The sequence below is a fragment of the Bradyrhizobium sp. WSM4874 genome, from assembly GCF_055811835.1.
Genome location: NZ_JBVVPR010000040.1, coordinates 26,617 through 50,027, shown reverse-complemented (window position 1 = coordinate 50,027; position 23,411 = coordinate 26,617). Strand labels below are relative to the sequence as shown.

The following is a 23,411-nucleotide window of genomic DNA, read 5'->3' as shown; positions in this document are numbered from 1 at the left end:
CGAATGATAGAGCTGCGCCCGAACTTGGCGAAGTTCTTGCATATAGCGCGACGTTGGCAAGGCCAAAATCAGCGGCGCTGCCGCGCTTGGCAAGCCAATCTCAAGAGAGCAAGAACGAAATCCCAAGACTATCGAAGTCCCCGCCACTTTCGAAGGCCTGCCCGTATCGGGTATGCTCCTTCGTCTGACAACCTAAAAAGAAAATAATGACCAGAGCCGATGCCATCGCCCGCGCCCGTGACGATTTCAAATCCGGCGCGTTCCTCGCCGAACTCGACCGTCGCGTCGCCTACCGGACCGAGAGCCAGAATCCGAACCGGAGCGTCGAGCTGCGCGCCTATCTGGAACAGGAGATGGTGCCCGCTTTCGCCGCGCTCGATTTCGAAAGCCGCATGGTCGAATCTCCCAGCGGCAAGGCGCCGTTCCTGTTCGCCGAACACCACGAGAGCGAGACGGCCCCGACCGTGCTGATCTACGGCCATGGCGACGTCGTCGATGGCATGGAAGGCGAGTGGCGCGACGGCCGCGATCCCTGGCGCACCACGGTTTCGGGCACGCGTCTCTACGGTCGCGGCACGGCCGACAACAAGGGCCAGCACAGCATCAACATGGCCGCACTCCGCGCGGTGCGCGAGGCCCGCGGCGGCAAGCTCGGCTTCAACGCCAAGTTCATCCTCGAGATGGGCGAGGAGATCGGCTCGCCGGATCTCGGCAAGGTCTGCGATCTCAATCGCAATGCGCTCAACGCCGATCTGTTCATGGCCTCCGACGGGCCGCGCCTGTCCGCCGACCGTCCGACACTGTTTCTCGGCTGCCGTGGCGGCATCCGCATTCATCTCGATGTGAACCTTCGCGACGGCGGCAATCACTCCGGCAATTGGGGCGGCGTGCTCGCCAACCCCGCGACCATTCTGGTCAACGCGATCTCGACGCTGGTCGACGGCCACGGCCGCCTTCAGCTGGATGCGCTGAAGCCGCCCCGGCTCACCAACCAGATCCGCAGCTATCTTGCGGACGTGCAGGTGGTGCCGACCGAGGACGAGCCGGCGTTGGCCGAGAACTGGGGCGAGGAGGGTCTTTCGGCGGCCGAGCGACTCTATGCCTGGAACACGCTCGAAGTGCTGGCGATGTCGTCGGGCAATATCGAGAAGCCGGCCAACGCCATTCCCGGCCACGCCAATGCCGTGCTGCAGCTGCGTTTCGTGGTCGGTACTGAGATCGATGGGCTGATCGAGGCGATCCGCGCGCATCTGGTGCAGAAGGGCTTTCCGATGGTCGAGGTGCGGGCGGCGCAGAGCTTTGCCGCCTCGCGCACGGATTTCGACAGCCCCTGGATCGCATGGGCGGCGGATTCGGTGCGTCAGACCACCGGCAGGGTCCCGGCGGTGCTGCCCAATTTCGGCGGCTCGTTGCCCAACGACGTGTTCTCCGAGATCCTGGGCCTGCCCACGATCTGGGTGCCGCACTCCTATCCCGGCTGCTCCCAGCATGCGCCCAATGAGCACATCCTGCTGCCATTGACCGAAGAGGCCTTGACGGTGATGGCCGGGCTGTTCTGGGATCTCGGGGAATTGCCGAGACCGCTAACACACCCGCTGGCCTGAGCCGTTAACCGGAGCCGCGATCCAGCCAAAAGTCACATTCTATTCCAACCCAATTTGTGCTTGCATCCCGCCGGCATCATCCTGAAAGGGGACCAAAAAGTGAAACATTTCCGTAGCATCGGCCTCGCGCTCGCCGCGACCTTCGCCGTCGGCCAGGCCGGGGCCCAGGAGCTGACCGGCACGCTCAAGAACATCAAGGACACCGGCGCCATTACGCTCGGCTTCCGCGACTCCTCGATCCCGTTCTCATATCTCGACGACAACCAGAAGCCCATCGGTTTCGCGATGGACATCTGCTACAAGATCGTCGACGCCGTGAAGAAGGAGCTCAAGCTCGACAAGCTCGAGGTCAAGCTCAACCCAGTGACCTCGGCGACGCGTATTCCGCTGATGGCGAACGGCACCATCGACCTCGAATGCGGTTCGACCACCAACAATGCCGAGCGCCAGAAGCAGGTCGCCTTCACCAACACCCATTACCTGACCGCCAGCCGCTACGTCTTCAAGAAGTCGAGCGGCCTGAAGTCGATCGACGATCTCAAGGGCAAGACGGTGGTCTCGACCGCCGGCACCACCAACATCAAGCAGCTCACCGAAGCCAATGTTGCGAAAAGCCTCGGCGCCAACATCATCCCGGCCAAGGACCACGCCGAATCCTTCCTGATGGTCGAGACCGACCGCGCCGTCGCCTTCGTGATGGACGACATCCTGCTCGCGAGTCTCGTGGCCGGCTCGAAGTCGCCCGACGACTACGTCATCTCCAAGGACGCGTTCTCCAAGCCTGAGCCCTACGGCATCATGCTGCGCAAGGACGACGCGCCGTTCAAGAAGGTGGTCGATGCGGCGACCGCCGCGCTCTACACCTCCGGCGAAGGCCAGAAGATCTACGAGAAGTGGTTCACCCAGAAGATTCCGCCGAAGGGGCTTAACCTCAACACCCCGATCTCGGCCGAGCTGAAGAACGAGTTCGCGAAACCTTCGGACTCGCCAAACCCGGACGACTATAAGTAAGCTGAGTTGTTCGCCTCTCCCCGCTTGCGGGGAGAGGCAGCATATTCCAGCCATTCTGGAGGGAGAGTGGCCGGACATTTGCATAGGCACCAGGACATCCATGACTGGCGCGTTCGCGCGGGGGACACGTGAACTACCACTGGAACTGGGGAATTTTCTTCGAGCCGAACCCGATGGGGACCGGCACCTATCTCGACATGCTGTTGTCGGGCCTGGTGCTGACCCTCAAGACGGGTGTGCTCGCCTGGATCATCGCGCTGATCATGGGCTCGATCGTCGGCGTGATGCGCACGCTGCCGTCCAAGGGCGCGAACTGGTTCGGCTTTGCCTATGTCGAGTTCTTCCGCAATATGCCGCTGCTGGTGCAGCTCTTCCTGTGGTTTTTCGTGCTGCCGGAAGTGTTGCCAAGGTCCGCGGGATTGTGGTTGAAGCAGCTGCCGAATGCGCCGTTCTGGACGGCGGCGATCGGCATCGGCTTCTTCATGTCGGCGCGCGTCGCCGTGCAATTGCAGGCCGGCATCGGATCGCTCCCGCGCGGGCAGAAGATGGCGGCGACCGCGCTCGGCCTGACGACCTTGCAGGCTTATCGCTACATCCTGCTGCCGATGGCGTTCCGCATCATCCTGCCGCCGCTGACGTCCGAGTTCCTCAACACCATCAAGAACACGGCTGTGGCCATCACCATCGGCTTGCTTGAGCTGACCGGACAGGCGCGCTCGATGCAGGAATTCTCGTTCCAGGTGTTCGAGGCCTTCACGGCCGCGACCCTTCTCTATCTCCTCGTCAACGCCGTCGTCGTGACCGCAATGCGCTTCCTCGAGCGCTACGTCGCGATCCCCGGCTACATCACGGGGAAATAGCACCATGTTCAGCAATTTTGATTTCGGGGTCATCATCCGCACGCTGCCCTATCTATTCTATGAGGGCATGACGTTCACGCTGATGCTGACCGGGCTTGCTGCACTCGGCGGCCTTGTCTTCGGCACGGCGATCGCGCTGATGCGGCTGTCCGGCTACAAGGTGCTAGGCCGCATCGCGGGCGTCTATGTCGACTTCATGCGCTCGCTGCCGCTGGTGCTGGTGATCTTCTGGTTCTACTTCCTGGTGCCTTATATCGGGCAGTGGGTGACCGGCGCGTCGCGCCCGATCAGCGTCGGCGCGTTCGCATCCTCGCTCATCACCTTCATCATGTTCGAGGCCGCGTACTTTTCCGAGATCATGCGTGCCGGCATCCAGTCGATCTCGCGCGGCCAACCGGCCGCAGCCAACGCGCTTGGCCTGACCTACGCCCAGACCATGCGCTACGTTGTGTTGCCGCAGGCCTTCCGCAACATGCTGCCGGTCCTGATCACGCAGACCATCGTGCTGTTCCAGGACACCTCACTGGTCTACGTGCTGTCGATCACCGATTTCCTCGGTGCGGCAAGCAAGGTCGCACAGCGCGACGGCCGTCTGGTCGAAATGTATCTGTTCGCAGCAATCGTCTACTTCACCATTTCCTGTGTCGCGTCCTTCGGCGTTCGCCGCCTGCAGGCGCGCATCGCCATCATTCGATAGAGTCTGTCATGATCGAGATCAGCCACGTCGACAAATGGTACAGCCCGAGCTTCCAGGTGCTGACCGACTGCACCACGAGCGTCTCCAAGGGCGAGGTGGTCGTGGTCTGCGGCCCGTCGGGATCAGGCAAGTCGACGCTGATCAAATGCGTCAATGCGCTGGAGCCGTTCCAGAAAGGCGACATCAGCGTCGATGGCACCAAGGTCAACGATCCCAAGACCAATCTGCCCAAGCTGCGCTCGCGTGTCGGCATGGTGTTTCAGCACTTCGAGCTGTTTCCGCATCTGAAGATCATCGACAATCTCTGCCTCGCACAGCAGAAGGTGCTCGACCGGTCGCGCGACAAGGCGATGGTGAAAGGCATGCAGCTGCTGGAGCGCGTCGGCCTGAAGGAACAGGCGCAAAAGTATCCCGCGAACCTGTCCGGTGGCCAGCAGCAGCGGGTGGCGATCGCTCGCGCGCTCGCAATGGACCCCATTGTCATGCTGTTCGACGAGCCGACCTCGGCGCTCGACCCTGAAATGGTGAGCGAGGTGCTCGACGTCATGGTGGACCTCGCCCATGAGGGCATGACCATGATGGTCGTCACCCACGAGATGGGCTTTGCCCGCAAGGTTGCCAACCGCGTGATCTTCATGGACCGCGGCGAGATCGTCGAGGACGCCCCGAAGGACGATTTCTTCGGCAAGCCCCGCAGCGACCGCGCGCAGAAATTCTTGTCGAAGATCCTGTCCCATTAACTCCGTCGTCATTCCGGGATGCGCCTTTTGGCGCGGGCCCGGAATCCAAATCCCAGACTGGTGGCTATGGATTCTCAGATGCGCAATTGCGCATCAAAGCTCGTCGCTTCGCGCCGCCCCGGAATGACGAATAGAGGGGTGATCGGCCGCGGCAACTGGCGTATAAGCGCACAAAATCCCTTTTCCCCCAGGAGACCTGCCTTGGATCCGATCGCCTATGTCAACGGCTCATTCGTCCCGCTTTCGGACGCCAAAATTTCGGTCCTCGATCGCGGCTTCCTGTTTGCCGACGGCATCTATGAGGTCTCGGCCGTGCTCGACGGCAAGCTGGTCGACAATGCCTCGCATCTGGCGCGGCTGGAGCGCTCGGTCGGCGAGATCCAGCTGAAGCTGCCCGAGACGGTCGAGCGTATCACCGAGCTCCAGAAGGAGCTGATCGCACGCAACAAGGTCGAGAACGGCCTCGTCTATCTCCAGGTCACCCGCGGCGCCGACAAGGGCCGCGACTTCGCTTTCCCCAAGGGCGACGTCAAGTCGAGCCTGGTGATGTTCACGTCGGAGAAGGACATCATCAACGCCGCCTCGGCCAAGACCGGTATCAACGTGATCACCGTGCCTGACATCCGCTGGGAGCGGCGTGACATCAAGAGCGTGGCATTGCTGGCGCAGGTGCTCGCGAAGCAGGCCGCAGCCGAAGCGGGTGCGGGCGAAGCCTGGATGCTGGAGGACGGCTACGTCACCGAAGGCGGCTCGTCCTCGGCGTTCATTCTCACCAAGGACGACGTCATCGTGACCCGCAAGAACTCCAACGCGATCCTGCCGGGCTGCACCCGCAAGGCGGTGGTGGCGCTGGCGGAAGAGCGTCAGCTCCGCCTCGAGGAGCGTTCCTTTACGGTCGCCGAGGCGCTCGCCGCCAAGGAAGCCTTTGCCACCTCGGCGTCGCTGTTCGTCCAGCCGGTGGTTGCGATCGACGGCAAGAAGGTCGGCGATGGCAAGCCCGGCCCGCTTGCCGCGCGGCTGCGCGAGATCTACGTGGAGTTCGCCAAGGCGACGGCGGTTTAAGCACACACCCGGTGTCCTCGCCGGCGAAGGCGGGCGAGCCAATACTCCGTGACGAGATGTCGATGAACGCCGTCTATCCACACCGCCATCATCTATCGGCCAAGGTCAGGACCTTCATCGACATGCTCGTGCATCACAGCGCCGAGCAGCAGAAGCTGATCAATCCCGATTCATGATCGGGGTGGCGCCGGCAGCCGGCCGAATACTTTTTCAAGCGCCATGCCGAGCGCAAGCAGGCGGCGATCGCTGCTCGCGGGGCCATCCAGTTCGAGCCCGATCGGAAGTTTGCTGACCGCGCCGAGCGCAATCGGGATCTGGAGTCCCGGAATTCCGGCATTGCTGCCGGGATCGGTGTTCTGGATGAACAGGCCGAAATTTTCGAGGCTGCTGGAGTCGGGATTGGAAGCAATCGCCACGCGCGGCGTGGTCGGGAAGGCGATGGCATCGAGCCGGCTGTCCACAAAAGTCCTGCCGTAGAGCGCCTGCATGGCGGGGCGCGCGGTCCTGATGGCAGCGTCATAGATCGGCGCGGCGTCGACCAGCGTATTGTCTGGACCAGGCAGCTTGCGCGGGATCACGAGGCCGTCATAGGTGCCCTTGACGTCGGGGCTCGCGATCTCCCGCGCCAGTGCGTCGATGGTGATGCCGGTGCCGGTGTGCGCGAGATAGGCCACCATGTCATCATAGGCCTCGTACAGCGCGACGGGGAAGCCGATTTGGCCGTTGAGTTCGGCCAAATGCGGCATTTCGATCTCGACCACCGTGACGCCGTGCGCTTTCAGTTTCGCGACCGCCGCCTGGAAGGCGGTATCTGTGTCGGTATCGAGATTGATCAGCATCGACCCCACGATGCCGATGCGCATCTGCTTCAGATCGGCTGGCTGAACGGCTTCGCCACCCGCAATGATGCGGTCGAGCAGTTCGACATCCGCCATGGTCGCGGCCATCGGGCCCGCGGTGTCGCGGGTGTGCGAGATTGGCGCGATGCCAGCCTGCGGATAGCGTCCGACCGTCGGGCGGAGCGAGGCACATCCATTCAGCGCGGCGGGGACCCTGACCGATCCGCCAGTGTCAGTGCCGAGCCCGCCCGCGACGATCCGCGCGCCGATCGCGGCGCCCGTTCCGGAGGAGGAGCCGCCCGCGATCAGGGCGCGGTCATAGGCGTTGCGCACGCCGGACTCCGCGCCGGTCTTGAATGCGGTGTTGTAGCCGGAGATGCCGAAGGCGAGCTCGTGCATGCTGGTCTTGCCGATGATGACCGCGCCCGCCGCACGCAGCTTTGCGACCACCGGCGCGTCGGCCCTCGGAACGTAATGTTTCAGCGCTGGCGTTCCCGCGCTGCACGGGAGCCCCGCAACCTCGATATTGTCCTTGATCACGATGGGAACGCCGCCGAGCGGCTTGTCCTTGTTGTCGTTCGCGTCGAATGCGGCCGCAGCCTTCAGGGCGCCGGCCTCGTCCAGGGTGACGAAAGCATTCAGATCGGCACTAGCCTTGGCGCGCGCGAGAGCTTCCGTCGTGAGCGCGGTGCTCGTGATTTTTCCGGCGCGGAGGTCGGCCGCAGCCTGGGTCAGGGTCAACTGGTCGAAATCCATCATACGCCCCCCGATTGCAGGAGCGCCATCAAGGCGCCCCTCGGCTCCCGGAGGCTGAAGCCTCGTCGGCGCTCCGTCAACCGTAGGCTCGCATCTTTGCAGGTGATGGGGCGTCGAGCTCGGCGAACAGCCGTTCGACCTCGGCCTTCACCTTCCCGATCGCGGCGTCCTTAACCGGCCCGTAGCCGCGGATCTCCATCGGCGTTTTTGCAATGGCGACCAGACTTGGCAGATGCGCCGCGTCGAGCCCGCCGAGCAGCCGCTCGATGACGCCATCATACCAGGTGATCAGTTCCCGCTCGGCGCGCCGTTCCGCCGTGTAGCCGAACGGATCGAACGGCGTACCGCGCAATCCCTTCAGTCGCGCCAGCAAGGCAAGCGGCATCTGGATCCACTGCCCGAAGCTACGTTTGCGCGGACGACCGCGGGCGTCGCGCCTTGAGGGCAGGAACGGTGGGGCGAGGTGATATCGGACGCTGAATTCGCCTTCGAATTCGCCTTTCAATTCGTCGAGGGAACCACTCTGCATGTGGAGCCGTGCCACCTCGTACTCGTCCTTGTAGGCCATCAGCTTGAACAGCGCGCGTGCGACCGCTTCGGTCAATGCCTCGCTATTCAGGTTGGCTTCGGCATGCCGAACATTTGCAACGAGTGCTCGATAGCGCGCTGCATAGGCATCGTTCTGATAGGCCGTGAGGAAGTCGGCGCGGCGGTCGATCAATTGGTCGAGCGTCTCGGCCTTGGGCGCTTCATGCACCTTGGGCAAGAAGTCCGGATCGGCGGCCGCGACCCGGCCCCAGGCAAAGGCCTGCTTGTTGCTTTCGACTGCGACACCGTTGAGCTCGATCGCGCGCAACAGCGCCGACAGCGAGATCGGCAACAGCCCGCGCTGCCAGGCAAAACCCAGCATGACGATGTTGGCATAGACGGCATCGCCGAGCAGGCGCTCGGCCAGCGCGTTGGCGTTGATGGTGTCGAGATTGCCGTCGCCGATCACCTGGCCGATCGCGCGCAGGCGGGCGGGTGAGGCGAGGTCGGCGTCGCGGAAACGGACGACGTCGCCGGTCGGCATCTCGGCGGTGTTGACCGCGGCGCGCGTGCCTTTTCGATAGGTGCCGGACGCCTTCGGCGAGGAGCTGACGACGAGGTCGCAACCGATCAGCGCATCGGCCGCACCCTGGTCGACCCGGACCTGGTGTAATGCATCGGGGGATGCGGCCAGCCGGATGTAGCTCAGCACCGGTCCGAATTTCTGCGCAAAGCCGGTAAAATCCAGCACCGAGACGCCGTTTCGTTCGAGATGCGCCGCCATGCCGATCAGCGCGCCGACCGTGATCACGCCGGTGCCGCCGACGCCGGTGACGAGCAGATCATATGGTCGGTCGAGCGTTGCGGGTGGGGGCAGGGGAAGCGTGGCCGCGTGACCGACCGCGTCAATCCGGCTTGCGCCCTTCTTCCGGCGCGTAGCGCCTTCAACGGTGACGAAGCTCGGGCAGAATCCGTTGAGGCAGGAAAAGTCCTTGTTGCAGGATGAGAGGTTGATCCGGCGCTTCCGACCGAAGGGTGTCTCCTTGGGCTCGACGCTGAGACAGTTGGATTCGACCGAGCAGTCGCCGCAGCCCTCGCAGACGAGATCGTTGATATAGGCGAAGCGTTTGGGGTCGGCCATCTGTCCACGCTTGCGGCGACGCCGCTTCTCTGTCGCGCAGGTCTGCTGATAGATCAGCACCGAGACGCCGGGAATATCGCGCAGCTCGCGCTGCACATTGTCCATCTCTTCGCGCCGATGGATGGACACGCCGACCGGAAGATCGCCTGGCGAAAATTGCGCTGGATCGTCCGACACCAGCGCGATGCGCGCGACGCCCTCGGCGCGGACGCTGTGCGCGATGGCGTGGACGCTGATCGGGCCGTCGACGGGTTGGCCGCCGGTCATGGCGACGGCATCGTTGAACAGGATCTTGTAGGTGATGTTGGCTTTGGCCGCGATCGACTGCCGGATCGCCATCGAACCCGAATGGTAATAGGTGCCTTCGCCGAGATTCTGGAAAACGTGCTTGTTGCCGGTAAAGCGTGACGAGGCGGCCCAGTTCACGCCTTCGCCGCCCATCTGGATCAGCGACGAGGTCTCGCGGTCCATCCAGCTCGCCATGAAATGACAGCCGATGCCGGCCAGCGCCTTCGACCCCTCCGGCACTTTGGTCGAAATGTTGTGCGGGCATCCGGAGCAGAAATACGGCGTGCGCGTCGCACCGCTGACGTTGATCGTGCGCGCGGCCTCAGGCATCAAGCCGGCTGCACGTGCGCCGAGATTGAGGCCTGGGAACATCGGATCGAGTCGACGTGCGAGCACCCCAGCGAGCGCGCGCGGTGACAATTCGCCGATCCAGGAGATCAGCCGCGCGCCGGTTTCGTCGTGCTTACCGACCATGCGCTCGGGTTTTTCGCCCGGAAAATCGTAAAAATATTCCTTGAACTGGCTTTCGATGATGCCGCGCTTCTCCTCGACCACGAGGATCTCGCGCTTGCCCTTCACGAACGCCATTGCGTCGTGCAGCGCCAGCGGCCAGACCATGCCGACCTTGTAGATGTCGATGCCGATGCTGCGGCAGGCTGCTTCGTCGAGACCCATCAGCCGCAGCGCTTCCATCAGATCGAGATGCGCTTTGCCCGTGGTGACGATGCCGTAGCTGGCGCCCGGGATGTCGTAGATGTGACGGTCGATCGGATTGGCCTTTGCGAAGGCGTAGACCGCATGCTTCTTCGCCTCCAGCCGCTCTTCGATCTGCGGCCCCGGCAGATCCGGCCAGCGATAGTGCAAGCCGCCGGGTGGCGGTGTGAAGTCCGGCTTCTGGAAGGCGCGCGGCGGGCGCAGCGCGACGGAGGCGCCGGATTCCACGATCTCCGAGATCGCCTTGAAGCCGACCCACATGCCGGTGAAGCGGCTCAGCGCGTAGCCATATTCACCGAATTCGAGATATTCACTGACGCTTGCGGGGTGGAGCGTCGGCATGAGCCAGCTCATGAAAGCGACGTCAGACTGGTGCGGCATCGAGGACGAGACGCAGCCGTGGTCGTCGCCGGCGACCACCAGAACGCCGCCATGCGGTGAGGACCCGTAGGCGTTGCCGTGTTTCAGTGCATCGCCGGAGCGATCGACGCCGGGGCCCTTGCCGTACCAGAGCCCGAACACGCCCTCGACCTCGCGGTCCGCTTGCGTCTCGACCTGCTGCGAGCCGAGCACGGCGGTTGCGGCAAGATCTTCGTTCACGGCGGGGAGGAATTCGATTCGGTCCTGCTTCAGCCGCTCCTGGATGCGCCACAGTTCGAGGTCGATGCCGCCGAGCGGCGAGCCGCGATAGCCCGAGATGAAGCCCGCCGTGTTCAGCCCCGCGGCACGGTCGCGCCGCACCTGGTCGAGCGCGATGCGGACGATGGCCTGCGTGCCGGTGAGGAAGACGCGACCTTCTTCGCGATCGTAGCGGTCGGAAAGCTCGTAAGGATCGAGAGACGGAATGGTGTCCATGCGGACCTCCCCCCGGCATCCTTGCCGGATGGGAGAAGGGTAAGCCTGGGCAAGTGGTAGGTCTTACCTTTATTTCCGAATAGTGTGCCTATTATGGTAGAGTTATCCAATATAGTCTACATCAAGGTAGATTAATCCATTTTGGTGGCTCCCATGATCGAAGACCAGGACGCGCGGATTCTCGCCTTCCTTCAGAAGGACGGCCGCGCCACCAACCAGCAGCTCGCCGACGCGGTTGGCATGTCGACCTCGGCGTGCTGGCGCCGGGTGCGCGCGCTGGAGGAGAGCGGTGCCATCCAGGGCTATGCGGCCCTGGTCGCGCGCGAGCAGGCCGGCTTTGCGATGTCCGCGATCCTCCACGTCTCGCTGGAACGGCACGACGCAAAATTCGTCGACGAATTCGTCGCGCGGGTGACCACGCGGCGTGAGGTGCTGGAGTGCTTTGCGACCACGGGCGATGCCGATTACCATTTGCGCGTCGTCGTGCAGGACATGGCGGCCTACAACAGATTCCTCGACGACTTCATGTTCCGCATTCCCGGCATTCGCTATGTGAGGAGCAATGTGGTGCTGAAGGAGATCAAGACCGGCGTGGCGCTGCCGTTTTGAGAGGCGCTGGCTGCCGTAGGGTGGGCAAAGCGAAGCGTGCCCACCACTTCGTTTGTGGTCGCGGAAAGCTGGTGGGCACGGCGCAAGCGCGCCTTTGCCCACCCTACGACATCTCTGCTACCGCTCCTCTCGCACGAACCTGTTCCGCAACGTCCCGATGCCGGTGATGTCGATCTCCACGACGTCGCCATGTTTGATGTCAGGCGACGCACCATCCGTTCCCATCCAGATCACGTCGCCGGGCCATAACGTAAAGTATTTGGTCAGCTCGACCAGGAAGGGCACCACGCCAAAGATCATGTCGTTGGTGTGGAAGCGGTTGGTCTCCTTGCTGTTGACCCGGACGATCGTTTCCATCTTGTCGAGGTCGGCTTCGGTTTCGATCCACGGGCCCATCGGCTTGAACGTGTCGGCGTTTTTCGAGCGCCACAGGCTGCGGTCGGCCTTCTGCCAGCTCCGCTCGCTGACGTCGTTGCCGATGGTGTAGCCTAAGACGCAGTCCATGGCATTCTGTTTGGTGAGATGCTTCACCTTCTTGCCGATGACGACAACGAGTTCGCCCTCGTAGTGGATCTTGTCCGTCGCAAAGGACGGGATCACGACCTCCTCGTCATGCGCGATCAGCGCATTCTGGGCGCGATAGCCGATCTCGGGTCTGTCCGGCACTGCCGGCACCTCGCCGCGCTTGTCGGCGGCCTCCTTCAGGTGCTTCAGATAGTTGAGGCCGACGCAGTAGAAGGTGCGTGGAATCAGCGGCAGCTCGATTCTAACCTGCGACAGCGGATGCGTGCGCGAGGTGCGTTGCCATTCGCCGAAGGGATCGCCGTCGACCGCAATAACCTGGTCGCCCTCGACGATTCCCCAGGACGACTTGTCCATGGCGGTGAATTTCAGCCAGCGCATGCCGTGTCTCCGTGGTTATTCTGCGGCATCGCGCGGCTGCACTTTCCAGTCGCCGGCAGCCGGCCGCTTGAGCCCGAGATTTTCCCGCAGCGTCTTGCCGCGATATTCCCTCTGGAACAATCCGCGCCGCTGCAATTCCGGGACGATATGTTGCACGAAATCGGCATAGGAGCCGGGCACATAGGTCGCGGCGATGACAAAGCCGTCGCAGCCGCGCTCGACGAACATTTCTTCGAGCTTGTCCGCGATCTCCTTGGGGCCCCCGACCATCGCATCCTGGACCTGACCGCGCCCGGAGAAGGTGACGAAGTCGCGCGCGCTCGGATTGCTCTTGCCGGAGTTCTTGAGCACGCCGTCCCGGATGCCCAGAATGCCCTGCATGCTCTTCAATTCGTCGGTCGTCAGCGGTTCGTCGAGATCCTTGGAGGCGAAGTCGTAGTTGAGCGCTTCGGCCAGCAGCGACAGCGCATCGATCTGCAGCGGCAGCTTGTTGATCAGCGCCATCTTGTCTTCGGCCTCCGCTTTGGTCGCTGCGCACACGGGTGTCGTCAGGTTGCAGAGGAACATCGCCTCCGGATCGCGGCCGGCTTTCGCGGCCTCGTTACGCACCGACGCATAGCCTTCCTTGGCGGCGGCGAGATTGCGTGCAGCGGTGAAGATCACCTCGCCCCATCGTCCTGCAAAGCGCTGGCCGCGGCCGGACGCGCCGGCCTGGATGATCACGGGATGGCCCTGGTCGGAGCGCGGCACCGTGAAGGGACCGCGCGACTTGTAGAATGAGCCCTTGTGATCGAGCCGCTTTACTTTGGCCGGATCGGCGAAGCGGCCGCTGGTCTTGTCCATGATGAGCGCGCCGTCTTCCCAGGTATCCCAATGGCCCAGCACGATCTCCATGAATTCGTCGGCCTTGTCGTAGCGGGAATCATGTTCGGGATGAGAGTCGCGCCCCATGTTGTGTGCCTCGCCGTCGTTGAGCGAGGTGACGACGTTCCAGCCGGCGCGTCCGCCGGACATCAGGTCGAGCGTTGCGAAGCGGCGGGCGATGTCGAAAGGTTCGAAATAAGTCGTCGAGCCGGTCGCCCCCAACCCGAGCTTCTCTGTAACCATGCCCATCGTGGTCAGCACGATCAGCGGGTCCATCTTCACGCAACGGATGCCGTATTCGACGGTATGGGCGTGATCGTTGCCGTAGCGGTCCGGCATCGCGAGCCGGTCGTCGAAGAAGGCCATATGGAACTTGCCGGCTTCGAGGATTTTGGCGATCTCCTGATAATAATCCGCCGACATCGAATCGTTGCGCGAGTCCGGATGTCGCCACGAGCTGGGCAAATTCGTGCAGTTCTGCGCCTGAAGGAAGCCGACCAGTACCATCTGCCGCGTCATGCTGCTGTTCTCCGAATTGCGTCAGGCCAGATCGAGGACCGTATCGAGCCTGTACTCGCGCGCCAGCGCGCGCAGCTTTTCCCAGGTCGCATCCTCGATCTCGATGCCGTCGCGCCGGCGCTGCTGCTCGCGTATGCCCTCGATCTCGCCGGGATAGAACACGCCCTTGCTGCCCTCGGAGGGCGGGGTCGATTTGAGATAGTGTGCGAACTCGGCGACCTCGCGCTTGAAGTCCTGCAGCGGGCGAAACGCGGCGACGTTGAACACGGCCATGAAACAGCCGTCATTGTGCCGGCCCGTGGGCTCGACGCCGAAACCGAGGCCGGTGAGCAGGCCGCACAGGACCTCGACCATAGCGGCGAGACCGCTGCCCTTGTAACCCTCGGTTCCGCCTAGCGGCAGCAGCGCGCCGCCCTTGCGGTATTGGGTCGGATCGGTGGTGTGTCGTCCTTCGGCATCGATGATCCATCCCCTCGGAATCTCCTCGTCGCGGGCGACCGCGAGCTGGATCTTGCCGGCCGCGACCGCAGAGGTCGCCATGTCCAGGTAGAAGGGCGCATCGAGATCGGACGGCACCGCTATCGAGATCGGATTGGTGCCGAGCCGTGCCTCCTTGCCGCCGAACGGCGCCACGTGCTTCGGCGAGCGGCCAGAATCCGCCGTTGCGATCCCGATCATGCCTTCGCGCATCGCCATCAGCGGATAGGCGGCGAGGCGGCCGACATGGCTTTGCCGGAACACGGTGCAGGCGGCGACATTCGCCGTCTTCGCTTTCTCGATCGTCAGTGCCATCGCCTTGGCGTTGACGTGAAAGCCAAAACCCCACTGACCGTCGATCACGGTGGTCGTCGGCGATTCCCGGACGATGCTCCATTTGGCGCCGGGTACGATGTGGCCGGCCCTGATGCGGTCGATATAGGTGGGAACGGCGATCACGCCGTGGGAGTCGTGGCCGGCGAGATTGGCGTTGACGCAGCCGCTTGCGACCGCGTCGGCCTCTTCCTCGGAAGCTCCGGCAGCACGAAGCAGCGCGGCGCTGATGCGCGTGAGGCGGTCGGCCTGGACGATCGGCATGGCGTTTCCCCGGCTGGTGCCCTTAACAGGCTGCTTGTTGGGAGCCATGGTCTCAAAGCGCGGCTGCGATATCAATCTCCCGTAAACCAATACAGGGCTGCAAATTCGTAAACAGAACGCGTCTGTGGTCAAAAACCGCCATCCCGTACAGCGGGATTTCGCGCCGGTTGTTTGCAGCTCGTTCACTTTGATCGACGGTTTGCGGGAACCAATAACCCCCACTTAGGCGATCGGCTCATAAGCTACCCGGGATAAAATGGCAGAAATGCCGGGGAGTTGAGATCGTGCAGGGGACCCTCGCGCGCACACTTGCAGCGTTGAGCGACATCAACGAAGCCATCCTTTACGCGAAATCGCCGGACGAGCTGTACCAGAAGGTCTGCGACGCCGGCTTTTCGAGTGGGGACTTCATGGCCGTCGCCGTCTTCCTGGCGGAGCCGGATGGCCCGCGGCTGCGGTTTGCGGCCGGCTGCGGTGACGACGTTTCGCGGCTGCGTGCGATCAAGATCACCACGGTGGCCGGCACGCCGGAGGGATCGGGCGTCGGCGGCGAAGCCTTTCGTAGCCAGGGGATCTGCATCAGCAACGATTACCTGAACGATCCTCGCTCGCTCGCGTGGCGCGAGGGCGCGGCCGGGGCGGGCGTCGGCGCAGCCGCGGCGCTTCCCCTGATCTGCGGCGGTCGCAGTATCGGGGTGTTGTATGTGACGCGCTCGGGGGCAGGCACGCTCGACGAGGCGATGGTCTCGCTGTTCGAGCGGATGTCGAGCAATATCTCACATGCTCTGGAGAATTTCGCGCGCGAGACAGCGCGCCTGGATGGCGAGCGGGCAGTGCGGCGGCTCAACCGCATGTTCGGCGCCCTCACTGCGACGAATGAAGCAATCCTGCACGCCAGCACCGAGCAGGACTTGTACCAGCGGGTCTGCGACGCCGCTGTGTATAGCGGCAAATCGCTTGGCACTTTCGTTCTGCTGCACGAGCCGGATTCCGAATGGCTGACGCCGGTGGCAGCGACCGGACATAATCTGGATCTGATCAGACAGTCGCGCTACTCGATCGATCCGGAGAGTCCCTACGGCAAGGGCATCTCCGGTGAGGTGTTCCGGACCCAGAAAGCGATCGTCGAGGACGACCTCCTCAATCGTACCAAGGGGACGACCTGGGAGCAGGCCAACGTCAATGCCGGTGCCGTCGCCTGCGTGGCTGCTCCCTTGATCAAACGTGGTACCAGCATCGGCGTGCTGTTTTTCTTCGTGAGCAAAGCCTGGGCGAAAGACGAAGGCATCGTCGCACTGTTGCTGCGCATGACCGAAGCCGTATGCTTTGCGCTCGAGAACTTTGACCGCGACAAGGAGAAGGCTCAGATCGCCCTGGAGGAGGAACGGCTGGCGCGCATGTACGCGGCGCTAAGCGCGACGAACGAGGCCATTCTGCGGGCAAGATCCCGCAGCGAACTGTTTGACCTGGTTTGCGAAGCCACGGCGCAGGGCGCGAAGTTCGCCTCGACCTCGATCGCGTTGCTCGACGGCGACGCGGGACTGCTTCGCGTTGTCGCATCTTTTGGTCCGAACGCCGCTGAGGTACGAACCTTCAGATTGCCGGTCAGCGACAAGGTGCCGGAGGGACGTGGGTTGACCGGCACCGCGTTCCGGACGCGGCAGGCCTGCATCAGCAACGACATCCTGGCAGACGCGCGCCTCGAGCCTTGGCACGCGAGCGCGCGTCGCAACGGCATTGCGTCGTCAACCGCGCTGCCGCTGTTCAACGGCGACAGGGTCGAAGGGGTATTCCTGTTCAACTCGCGCGAGCTCGGCACTTTCACGGACGAGTTCGTCGAGCTGCTGCGCAAGCTCCAAGCCAACGTCGCCTTTGCGCTGGAGAACTTCGATCGGGCCGACGAAAAAGCGCGGGCCGACAAGCAGCGTGACCGCCTGAGTGGCATGTTCGAGGCGCTGAGCGCGACCAACGAAGCCATCATGCGCGCCAAGACGCGCGAGGAGCTGTTCGAGGTCGCGTGCCAAGCCGCGGTGCTCGGCGGCGTGTTCGCCTCTGCGACAATCGGCATTATGGACGACAAACGTGAACTCGTCCGGGTGGTCGCCGTGAAGGGACGGCTTCAGGAACGAATGGTGGGACGCACCTGCGGTGTTTCCGCCGACCATCCTGAGGGCCAGGGAATCATAGGGATGTCGCTGCGGACCCACCGGGCCAGTGTCATTAACGACTATCAGAACGATCCGCGATCGATGCACTGGCATTCCAAGGCGATCGAGGATGGAACCCGTGCTGCTGCCAGCTTCCCACTGCTGCGGGCCGGCCAGGAGCCGATTGGCATCCTGCTTTTCCTCGCACCTGAAGAGAATACGTTCACACCCGATCTGGTCGAACTGCTCGGACGCCTGGCTGAAAACGTCTCTTTCGCCCTCGACAATTTCGATCGTGCCGAGGAGAAGGCCCGTACCGAGGCGCAGAAGGAACGCCTGACGCGCATGTTTGCGTCTCTGAGCGCCACCAACGAAGCGATCATGCGGGCGAAGTCGCGCGCCGAACTGTTCGACCTCGTCTGCCTTGCCGCCTCGAATGGCGCAAAATTCACATCGACCACTATTGCACTGTCGAGGGCCGACAGCGACCAGCTGGAGATCGTGTCGAGCGCCGGACCATCGTCTGACACCACGCGCAATGTCCGCCTGTCAATCGACCCCGACCGTCCCGAGGGGCGCGGAATGAGCGGCACGGCGTTCCGCACCCGCCAGCCCTGCATCAGCAACGACTATCTCAATGACGATCGCGTTCGCGCCTTCCATGCCATTGTCCGCAACGACGGCGCGCGGTCGGGCGCGGCTTTTCCGCTCGTCGCGCACGATCAGGCCGTCGGCGTCATGATCTACATGTCCACCGAGCCGGGCACCTTCACGGCCGAGTTCGTTGAGCTGTTGCAGCGCCTCGCCGACAACGTCTCCTTCGCGATGGAGAATTTCGACCGGGCCGACGAGAAAAACGAGGCCGACGAGCGGATCGAATACCTCGCTTCGCACGACAGCCTGACCGACCTGCCGAACCGCGAGACCTTCAACGCGCTGCTGCACGAGGCGATCGACGAAGCGCAGCGCCACGATCACCGCTTTGCGGTGCTGTTCATCGACCTCGACCGTTTCAAGGTCATCAACGATTCGCTGGGCCACGAGGCCGGCGATCTGCTCCTGCTCGAAGTGGCCAACCGGCTGCGTGGTGCGTTGCGCGCAAGCGACGTGGTGGCGCGGCTCGGCGGAGACGAGTTCGTGGTGATCCTCGATCAATGTGGCGAGATCAATGACGTGCAGCGCATCGCCAACGAGCTGTTGACGGCGCTTGCCGAACCCATGGAGCTAGCGGGGCATGAGTGCCACACCACGGCCTCGATCGGCATCGCGATGTATCCAACCAACGGCTCCGACGCACAGACACTGACCAAGAACGCCGACATGGCGATGTATCTCGCCAAGGAGGACGGCAAGAACGGCTACCGCTTCTTCTCCAAGGAAGTGAAGACGCAGTCGATCGAACGGCTGTCGCTGGAGAGCGCGCTGCGCCGGGCGCTGGAGCGCGATCAATTCACTTTGAACTACCAGCCCAAGGTGGACATGGAGACCGGCCAGATCACGGGCGTGGAAGCCCTGCTGCGCTGGACGCACCCCGATCTCGGCAGCATCTCGCCGGCGCAGTTCATTCCGCTTGCGGAAGAGACCGGGTTGATCGTGCCGATCGGCCGCTGGGTGGTGAAGGAGGCCTGCGCGCAGGCCATGGCCTGGCAGCGCCGCGGCCTGTTGCCGGTGTCGATGGCGGTCAACCTGTCACCGCGACAGTTTGTCGACGAGCATCTGTTGCAGGACGTCGATGAGGCGCTGGCCGCCAGCGGCATGTCACCTGTGCTGCTCCAGTTGGAGGTCACTGAGAGCATGATGATGCGCAACGTCGGGCGCGCGCTCAAGGTGCTTGACGCCATCCAGAGCCGCGGCATTCGCTTGGCGATCGACGATTTCGGGACGGGCTATTCGTCGATGTCGCTGATGAAGCATTTCCCGATCGACACCATCAAGATCGACCGCTCCTTCGTGCGCGACTTGCCACAGGACGCGGAGGATCAGGCGATCGCGCAGGCGATCATCAGCATGGGCAAGGCACTCGGCATGACCGTGGTGGCGGAAGGCGTCGAGAACGCCGAACAGGAGGCGTTCCTGCGCGCCCATGGCTGCGACGAGATGCAGGGTTTCCTGATCTCCAAGCCGCTGCCGGCGCGGGAGATGGCCGAGCTGCTGCGGCCGATGGAGCTGCCCGTCGCGCCGCCGCTCCAGCCGGAGCCGGACCATGTCGCCACCGAGGCCGCGGCACTACGCTTGAAAAGCGCTGTCGTCTGATGGCTGCGGGTGCAGTTCGCGGACGTCCTCTTCCCTGATCTCTGCCTTGCGTGGAAAATGATCCGGCCAGGGAAGCGAGGTTTGTTCGGCGAAGAGCGTGATAAGGACATGCGCTCCTTCGGCAAAGCTCGAGCCGTCGCCAAGGCCGAGCTCGCGACACCAGGCCTGGCGCATCGGCTCATGCGTGTCGAACACTGCCATCGCCGGACCCCACCACCAGGCCGGCGCCGGCGATCGTTCGTCCTCCGGCACGGCATGCCAGAGGACGAGCTCGTCCATCATGCGCTCGAATTGCAGGCTTGCGGCCTGATGCATTCGTTCCGTGCTCCCTTGGGTCGCGCCTGAAAGCAGGCCGATGCGCGGACTCGATCGTGGCCTTCGCTGTGAAAAGCTGGCTCGCGCTATCGGCTGAGCCCATTGCGCCGCTTGTGTCGGCGGCCATAGAAAAACATGCGGCGGCCGGGAAAGTTGCCGACGCCGACTGCGACAGTCTCTTTAGCCGCTTATGAGCCCGGCCCGCAAGGCGCAATACCGGCGGCGCTGGCGTTGAAATAGCGCAGGCGGGGCTGGTAACCGTCGGCGGTCATGTCGTTGTCTACTCAGCGATTGAAGGGCCGATTGCGGCTGAACAGCAGATAGATCGCGCGAGGGTTGGTGGTCAAATAGCGCCAGAACAGGCGGCGGGGCTCGAGCAAGGTGCGCCAGGCCCATTCCAGCCCGATCTTCTGCATCCATCGCGGCGCGCGCGATCGGCTGCCCGACAAGAAGTTGAACAGGCCGCCGGATGTCTTGATGACGCCGACATTGGTGAGATGCGGAGTGAATTCCTCGACGAACGCCTGCTCGTTTGGCACGCCCAGCGCAACCCAGAGATAATCCGGCGCTAGCGCGTTGATCTCGTCGACCTTAGCACGCAGCGCATCGCCACGGAGATAACCGTGGCTGTGGCCGACGATCTTGAGGTTTGGATACATCTTCCGGACGTTCTCGACCGCGGCGGCGTTCTCGTCCTCGCTGGCGCCGAACATATAGAAGGTGCGGCCGACCGCTTCAGCCTTGCGCGCGACGACGTGAAACAGGTCCGTCGTGGCGACGCGCTCGGGCAGCGGAAACCAGGATTGCAGCCTGGACGCCGCGACCAGCGGCTGGCCATCGGCGTTGATGAGGTCCGCGCCTCGGAACAGGCGCTCGGTCTCCGGTTCAGTCGAGCACCGCGCCAGCACCTCGCCATTGGCCGAGGTCAGGTGCAGCGGACGGCCGATGCGATGGCGCGGATCGGTCGCCTCGATCATGAAATCTGCGGTCGCTTCCAGGTCGATCGCGGCCATGCGAAGGCCGCCGATGGTGATCCGCGGCACGTCGGCGGTTGCGGCCCGGCCATCGAGATTGATGCGGCGCTCAAGCATACTGTTTGCCTCGTTGGCGAGCTTGGGCCATAGGGGTGAGCTCGTCGAGCACGACGCCGACGAGCTTGCGCTCGGCACGGCCGAGCGTGCTCAATATCTCTTCCAGGCCGTCGTTGATGTCGAGGCTGGTCGGCAGCACCGCCACCAGCGCGTCGGCATCATCGAGCAGCTTACGGCTGCCGGCCGTGAGTGGTGCCGCGGGACCGTCGAGGATGACGAGGTCATAGCCGCCGGCGGAGCGCGCCTGCTCGATGGCCTTACGGATGGCGTCGGTGGCCTTGCCTGCGTCGCGTTCGGCGGCCGGCAATACCGAGATGCCGTTGAGGGTCTTGATCTCGCGCGCGGCCTTGCTGCCGATCGAAAGCCATCCGACCTTGCTCGGCTCGCTCTTGCCGGGACGGTTGACCTTGTTCGAGAGCGAGTGCGCCTGATGGTCGGCGTCGATCATCAGCACCCGGGCGCCGTCGCGCGCGGCCGCGAGCGCGAAATTCAGCGCGGTCACGCTGCGCCCGGTGGTCTCGCTGGCACCGACGAGCGCGACAACAGGCATTGTCTTTCCGCCGGCGCGCCGGCCCGCCGTAGCGCGCATGTCGCGCCAGGCGTTGAGCAGCGTCGTCAGTGGAAAGCCGGGGCGCAGCGTCGGCCAGCCCAGCCGGGTGAGGTCGATGCCGCCGCCGGTGGCGAGAATGGCGCCGAGCGTGTGGATGACGTCGGCCTCCTGGAGGCGCGCGATCAGCGGCTTTTCGATCAGGGGCTTCTCGATCATCGAAGGTTGCAGCGGCGGGGCGGCGAGTTCCGGTAGCGCCTCCGCGACTTCCGGAGCGCGCGGGACCGGCTGGGGCCGGGCAGTCTCCGGCGCCCGCGAAGGCGCTGGAGCTTGCGGCAACGAAGTGCGATTGGGACGGGCCGGCGCCGGTGCTGGCGCGAAGGCACTGGCGAACAGCAGTTCGGCTCCGACGAACCAGCTCGATGCAGCGATTGCGCCGAAAATGAAACCGATCATGGCGAACAGGCTCATCGCCGGTGGGAACGAGCGCCGCTGCGGCACCGTCGCTTCGCCGATGATTCGGGCCGCCGAGGTGTTCAGCGTCTCCTGTTCCTCGGTCTCGCGCGAGCGCTTGAGGAAGGATTGATAGACGTCACGGCTGGCATCGGCTTCGCGCTCGAGCTCGCGCAAGCGCACGGCGGCCTGGCTGAGCTGGACGCTCTGCCGCTTCTGCGCCTCCAGTGCCCGGCTGAGCGAGGCTTCAAAGTCGCGGGCGCGCGTCAAATCGTTCTTGGCGGACTGGGCGAAGCGGTCGATTTCTTCGTTGATGGTGCGCTTGAGATCCTCGACCTGCTTCTCGGTCTGGCGCAGCGCCGGATGACGCGGGCCGAGCTCGCCGGCCTGCTCCGCATATTTCTTGCGCGCGTCGGCATATTGCGCGCGCAGGTTCGCGATGGTCGGCGATTGCAGCGCCTCGGAGTTCGCGCCTGCATCTGCAGTCGTGCGTCGGCTCGCCTCGATCTGGTCGAGGCGCGCCTGCGCGTCCATCGTCGCGGCGCGGGCGGCGGAAAGCCGCTGGTTGCTGGCGGAAAGCTGCTGGTCGCTGATCAGCGCATCCTGGGTACCGACGAAATTGTTTTGAGCCTTGTAGGTCGCGAGCACGGTCTCGGCGCTGCGCAGCCGCTCGCGCAGCTCCTTCAGGCGGCCGGAGAGATCGTTGGTGGCGCGCCGCGCGGCCGAAGCCTGCGAGTTGCGGGATTCCGCGAGGTAGGCGCTGGTCAGCGTGTTGGCGAGCATCGCCGCTTTCGCCGGATCGGTCGACCAGACCTCGATGTCGACGATGAAGCTCTTCTCGGTCTTGCGGATCGTGATGTGCCGGTTCAGCGCCTCGAGGGCGGCGAGCTGCACTTCCTTCTTCTCAGCGGCGGAGGGCGCGTGGGGCTGAAGGCCGATCAGGCCGAGCAGCGACGACATCACGCCTTTGCCGTCGGCGCCGCCGCCGAATTCGGGATCCTTGTCCAGATCAGCCTGCTGGATCACCTGCAGCAGCACGCTGTTGGAGGTGATCAGGCGCGCCTGGCTCTCGACCACCATCGACATGCCGGATACGTCCTGCGCGCGGGGCGTTAGCTCGCGATCGACGAGCTGAAGCTCGCGCGGGTCGACATAGAGCTGGGCGGTGGCGGTGTAGCGGGGCGTCAGGCTCTTGCCCACGGTGACGGCAAGCGTCGCACCCAGCAGCGCGGCAACGGCAATCGCGATCTTCCGCCGCCAGAGCAGATTGACCAGCTCCAGCACGTTGAAGCCGACCTGAGGCCGCTGCTGAGGGGCCTCCGGTCTGGCCCGGTCTATCGGCTGGTTATAGTCAAGCATGATCCCCAGCTTTCATTCCAAGTGCCGCGTGCTGAGGGGTTACTCTTCGCTCTACGCCACGCACCTCGGATATAGGTGCCCACTCAACGCAACAGGGAAAATTAACCATACTCATTGAGGGACTATTCACCGAAATGGCAAACAAAGCGTTTAAGCGCATGCCACTCTTCGACGCATCGCCG

Annotated in this window: 16 protein-coding genes and 1 pseudogene; 9 read left to right on the top strand and 8 right to left on the bottom strand. The window is 63.8% G+C overall.

All coding sequences use genetic code 11. The features are described from left to right. Nucleotides 1–206: 206 nt before the first annotated feature. From AC0L3P_RS30780 to AC0L3P_RS30750, 7 genes and pseudogenes are all read left to right on the top strand, one after another. Nucleotides 207–1,604: a M20 family metallopeptidase gene (locus AC0L3P_RS30780; RefSeq protein WP_473307760.1), complete on the top strand. Its 1,398-nt coding sequence runs from the start codon at nt 207–209 to the stop codon at nt 1,602–1,604. Between the two features lie 99 nt (nt 1,605–1,703). After that, complete coding sequence (locus AC0L3P_RS30775) at nt 1,704–2,615, top strand: amino acid ABC transporter substrate-binding protein (RefSeq protein WP_275171048.1); 912 nt, start codon at nt 1,704–1,706, stop codon at nt 2,613–2,615. A gap of 128 nt (nt 2,616–2,743) precedes the next feature. Further along, complete coding sequence (locus AC0L3P_RS30770; protein WP_473307756.1) at nt 2,744–3,475, top strand: amino acid ABC transporter permease; 732 nt, start codon at nt 2,744–2,746, stop codon at nt 3,473–3,475. A 4-nt stretch (nt 3,476–3,479) separates the two neighbouring features. Beyond that, a complete protein-coding gene (locus AC0L3P_RS30765) occupies nt 3,480–4,172 on the top strand; it encodes an amino acid ABC transporter permease (protein ID WP_275171050.1) in 693 nt (230 codons plus the stop codon). Nucleotides 4,173–4,180: 8 nt separating this feature from the next. Then, complete coding sequence (locus AC0L3P_RS30760) at nt 4,181–4,912, top strand: amino acid ABC transporter ATP-binding protein (protein WP_275171051.1); 732 nt, start codon at nt 4,181–4,183, stop codon at nt 4,910–4,912. A 201-nt stretch (nt 4,913–5,113) separates the two neighbouring features. Then, a complete protein-coding gene (locus AC0L3P_RS30755) occupies nt 5,114–5,974 on the top strand; it encodes a D-amino-acid transaminase (protein ID WP_275171052.1) in 861 nt (286 codons plus the stop codon). Nucleotides 5,975–6,027: 53 nt separating this feature from the next. Further along, a pseudogene (locus AC0L3P_RS30750) lies at nt 6,028–6,150 on the top strand (LysR family transcriptional regulator); the annotation flags it as partial. On the opposite strand, the gene iaaH reads toward AC0L3P_RS30750, so the two are convergent. Both iaaH and AC0L3P_RS30740 read right to left on the bottom strand, forming a co-directional pair. Then, nucleotides 6,145–7,569: an indoleacetamide hydrolase gene (iaaH, locus tag AC0L3P_RS30745; RefSeq protein WP_473307797.1), complete on the bottom strand. Its 1,425-nt coding sequence runs from the start codon at nt 7,567–7,569 to the stop codon at nt 6,145–6,147. The pseudogene AC0L3P_RS30750 and the gene iaaH sit on opposite strands and share 6 nt — an antisense overlap. 76 nt (nt 7,570–7,645) lie before the next feature. Next, complete coding sequence (locus AC0L3P_RS30740; protein WP_473307751.1) at nt 7,646–11,095, bottom strand: indolepyruvate ferredoxin oxidoreductase family protein; 3,450 nt, start codon at nt 11,093–11,095, stop codon at nt 7,646–7,648. A 153-nt stretch (nt 11,096–11,248) separates the two neighbouring features. Between AC0L3P_RS30740 and AC0L3P_RS30735 the strand changes: the two genes are divergently transcribed. Continuing rightward, entirely contained in the window at nt 11,249–11,704 is a 456-nt protein-coding gene (locus AC0L3P_RS30735) for an Lrp/AsnC family transcriptional regulator (protein ID WP_275171054.1), read from the top strand. Between the two features lie 117 nt (nt 11,705–11,821). Here AC0L3P_RS30735 and AC0L3P_RS30730 read toward each other — a convergent pair whose 3' ends face one another. Genes AC0L3P_RS30730 through AC0L3P_RS30720 form a run of 3 tightly spaced genes read right to left on the bottom strand, consistent with a single transcriptional unit; the run spans nt 11,822 to nt 15,064 of the window. Beyond that, nucleotides 11,822–12,607 (bottom strand): fumarylacetoacetate hydrolase family protein, encoded by a 786-nt coding sequence (locus AC0L3P_RS30730; RefSeq protein WP_473307746.1) that lies wholly within the window; start codon nt 12,605–12,607, stop codon nt 11,822–11,824. A 15-nt stretch (nt 12,608–12,622) separates the two neighbouring features. After that, nucleotides 12,623–13,990, bottom strand: a complete 1,368-nt coding sequence (locus tag AC0L3P_RS30725; protein WP_275171056.1) for an LLM class flavin-dependent oxidoreductase — start codon at nt 13,988–13,990, stop codon at nt 12,623–12,625. Between the two features lie 21 nt (nt 13,991–14,011). After that, nucleotides 14,012–15,064 (bottom strand): Ldh family oxidoreductase, encoded by a 1,053-nt coding sequence (locus AC0L3P_RS30720; protein WP_473307744.1) that lies wholly within the window; start codon nt 15,062–15,064, stop codon nt 14,012–14,014. A 284-nt stretch (nt 15,065–15,348) separates the two neighbouring features. On the opposite strand from AC0L3P_RS30720, the gene AC0L3P_RS30715 reads away from it, so the two are divergent. Then, complete coding sequence (locus AC0L3P_RS30715) at nt 15,349–19,464, top strand: sensor domain-containing phosphodiesterase (RefSeq protein WP_275171058.1); 4,116 nt, start codon at nt 15,349–15,351, stop codon at nt 19,462–19,464. Here the strand turns inward: AC0L3P_RS30715 and AC0L3P_RS30710 are convergent. From AC0L3P_RS30710 to AC0L3P_RS30700, 3 genes are all read right to left on the bottom strand, one after another. Next, the gene (locus tag AC0L3P_RS30710; RefSeq protein ID WP_275171059.1) at nt 19,438–19,779 is read right to left on the bottom strand and encodes a hypothetical protein; all 342 of its coding nucleotides are present in this window, start codon (nt 19,777–19,779) and stop codon (nt 19,438–19,440) included. The genes AC0L3P_RS30715 and AC0L3P_RS30710 overlap by 27 nt on opposite strands. A 284-nt stretch (nt 19,780–20,063) precedes the next feature. Next, a complete protein-coding gene (locus AC0L3P_RS30705) occupies nt 20,064–20,870 on the bottom strand; it encodes a WecB/TagA/CpsF family glycosyltransferase (protein ID WP_275171060.1) in 807 nt (268 codons plus the stop codon). Beyond that, complete coding sequence (locus AC0L3P_RS30700; protein ID WP_275171061.1) at nt 20,863–23,229, bottom strand: exopolysaccharide transport family protein; 2,367 nt, start codon at nt 23,227–23,229, stop codon at nt 20,863–20,865. Before AC0L3P_RS30700 ends, AC0L3P_RS30705 begins: the two co-directional genes overlap by 8 nt. Nucleotides 23,230–23,411: the final 182 nt, after the last annotated feature.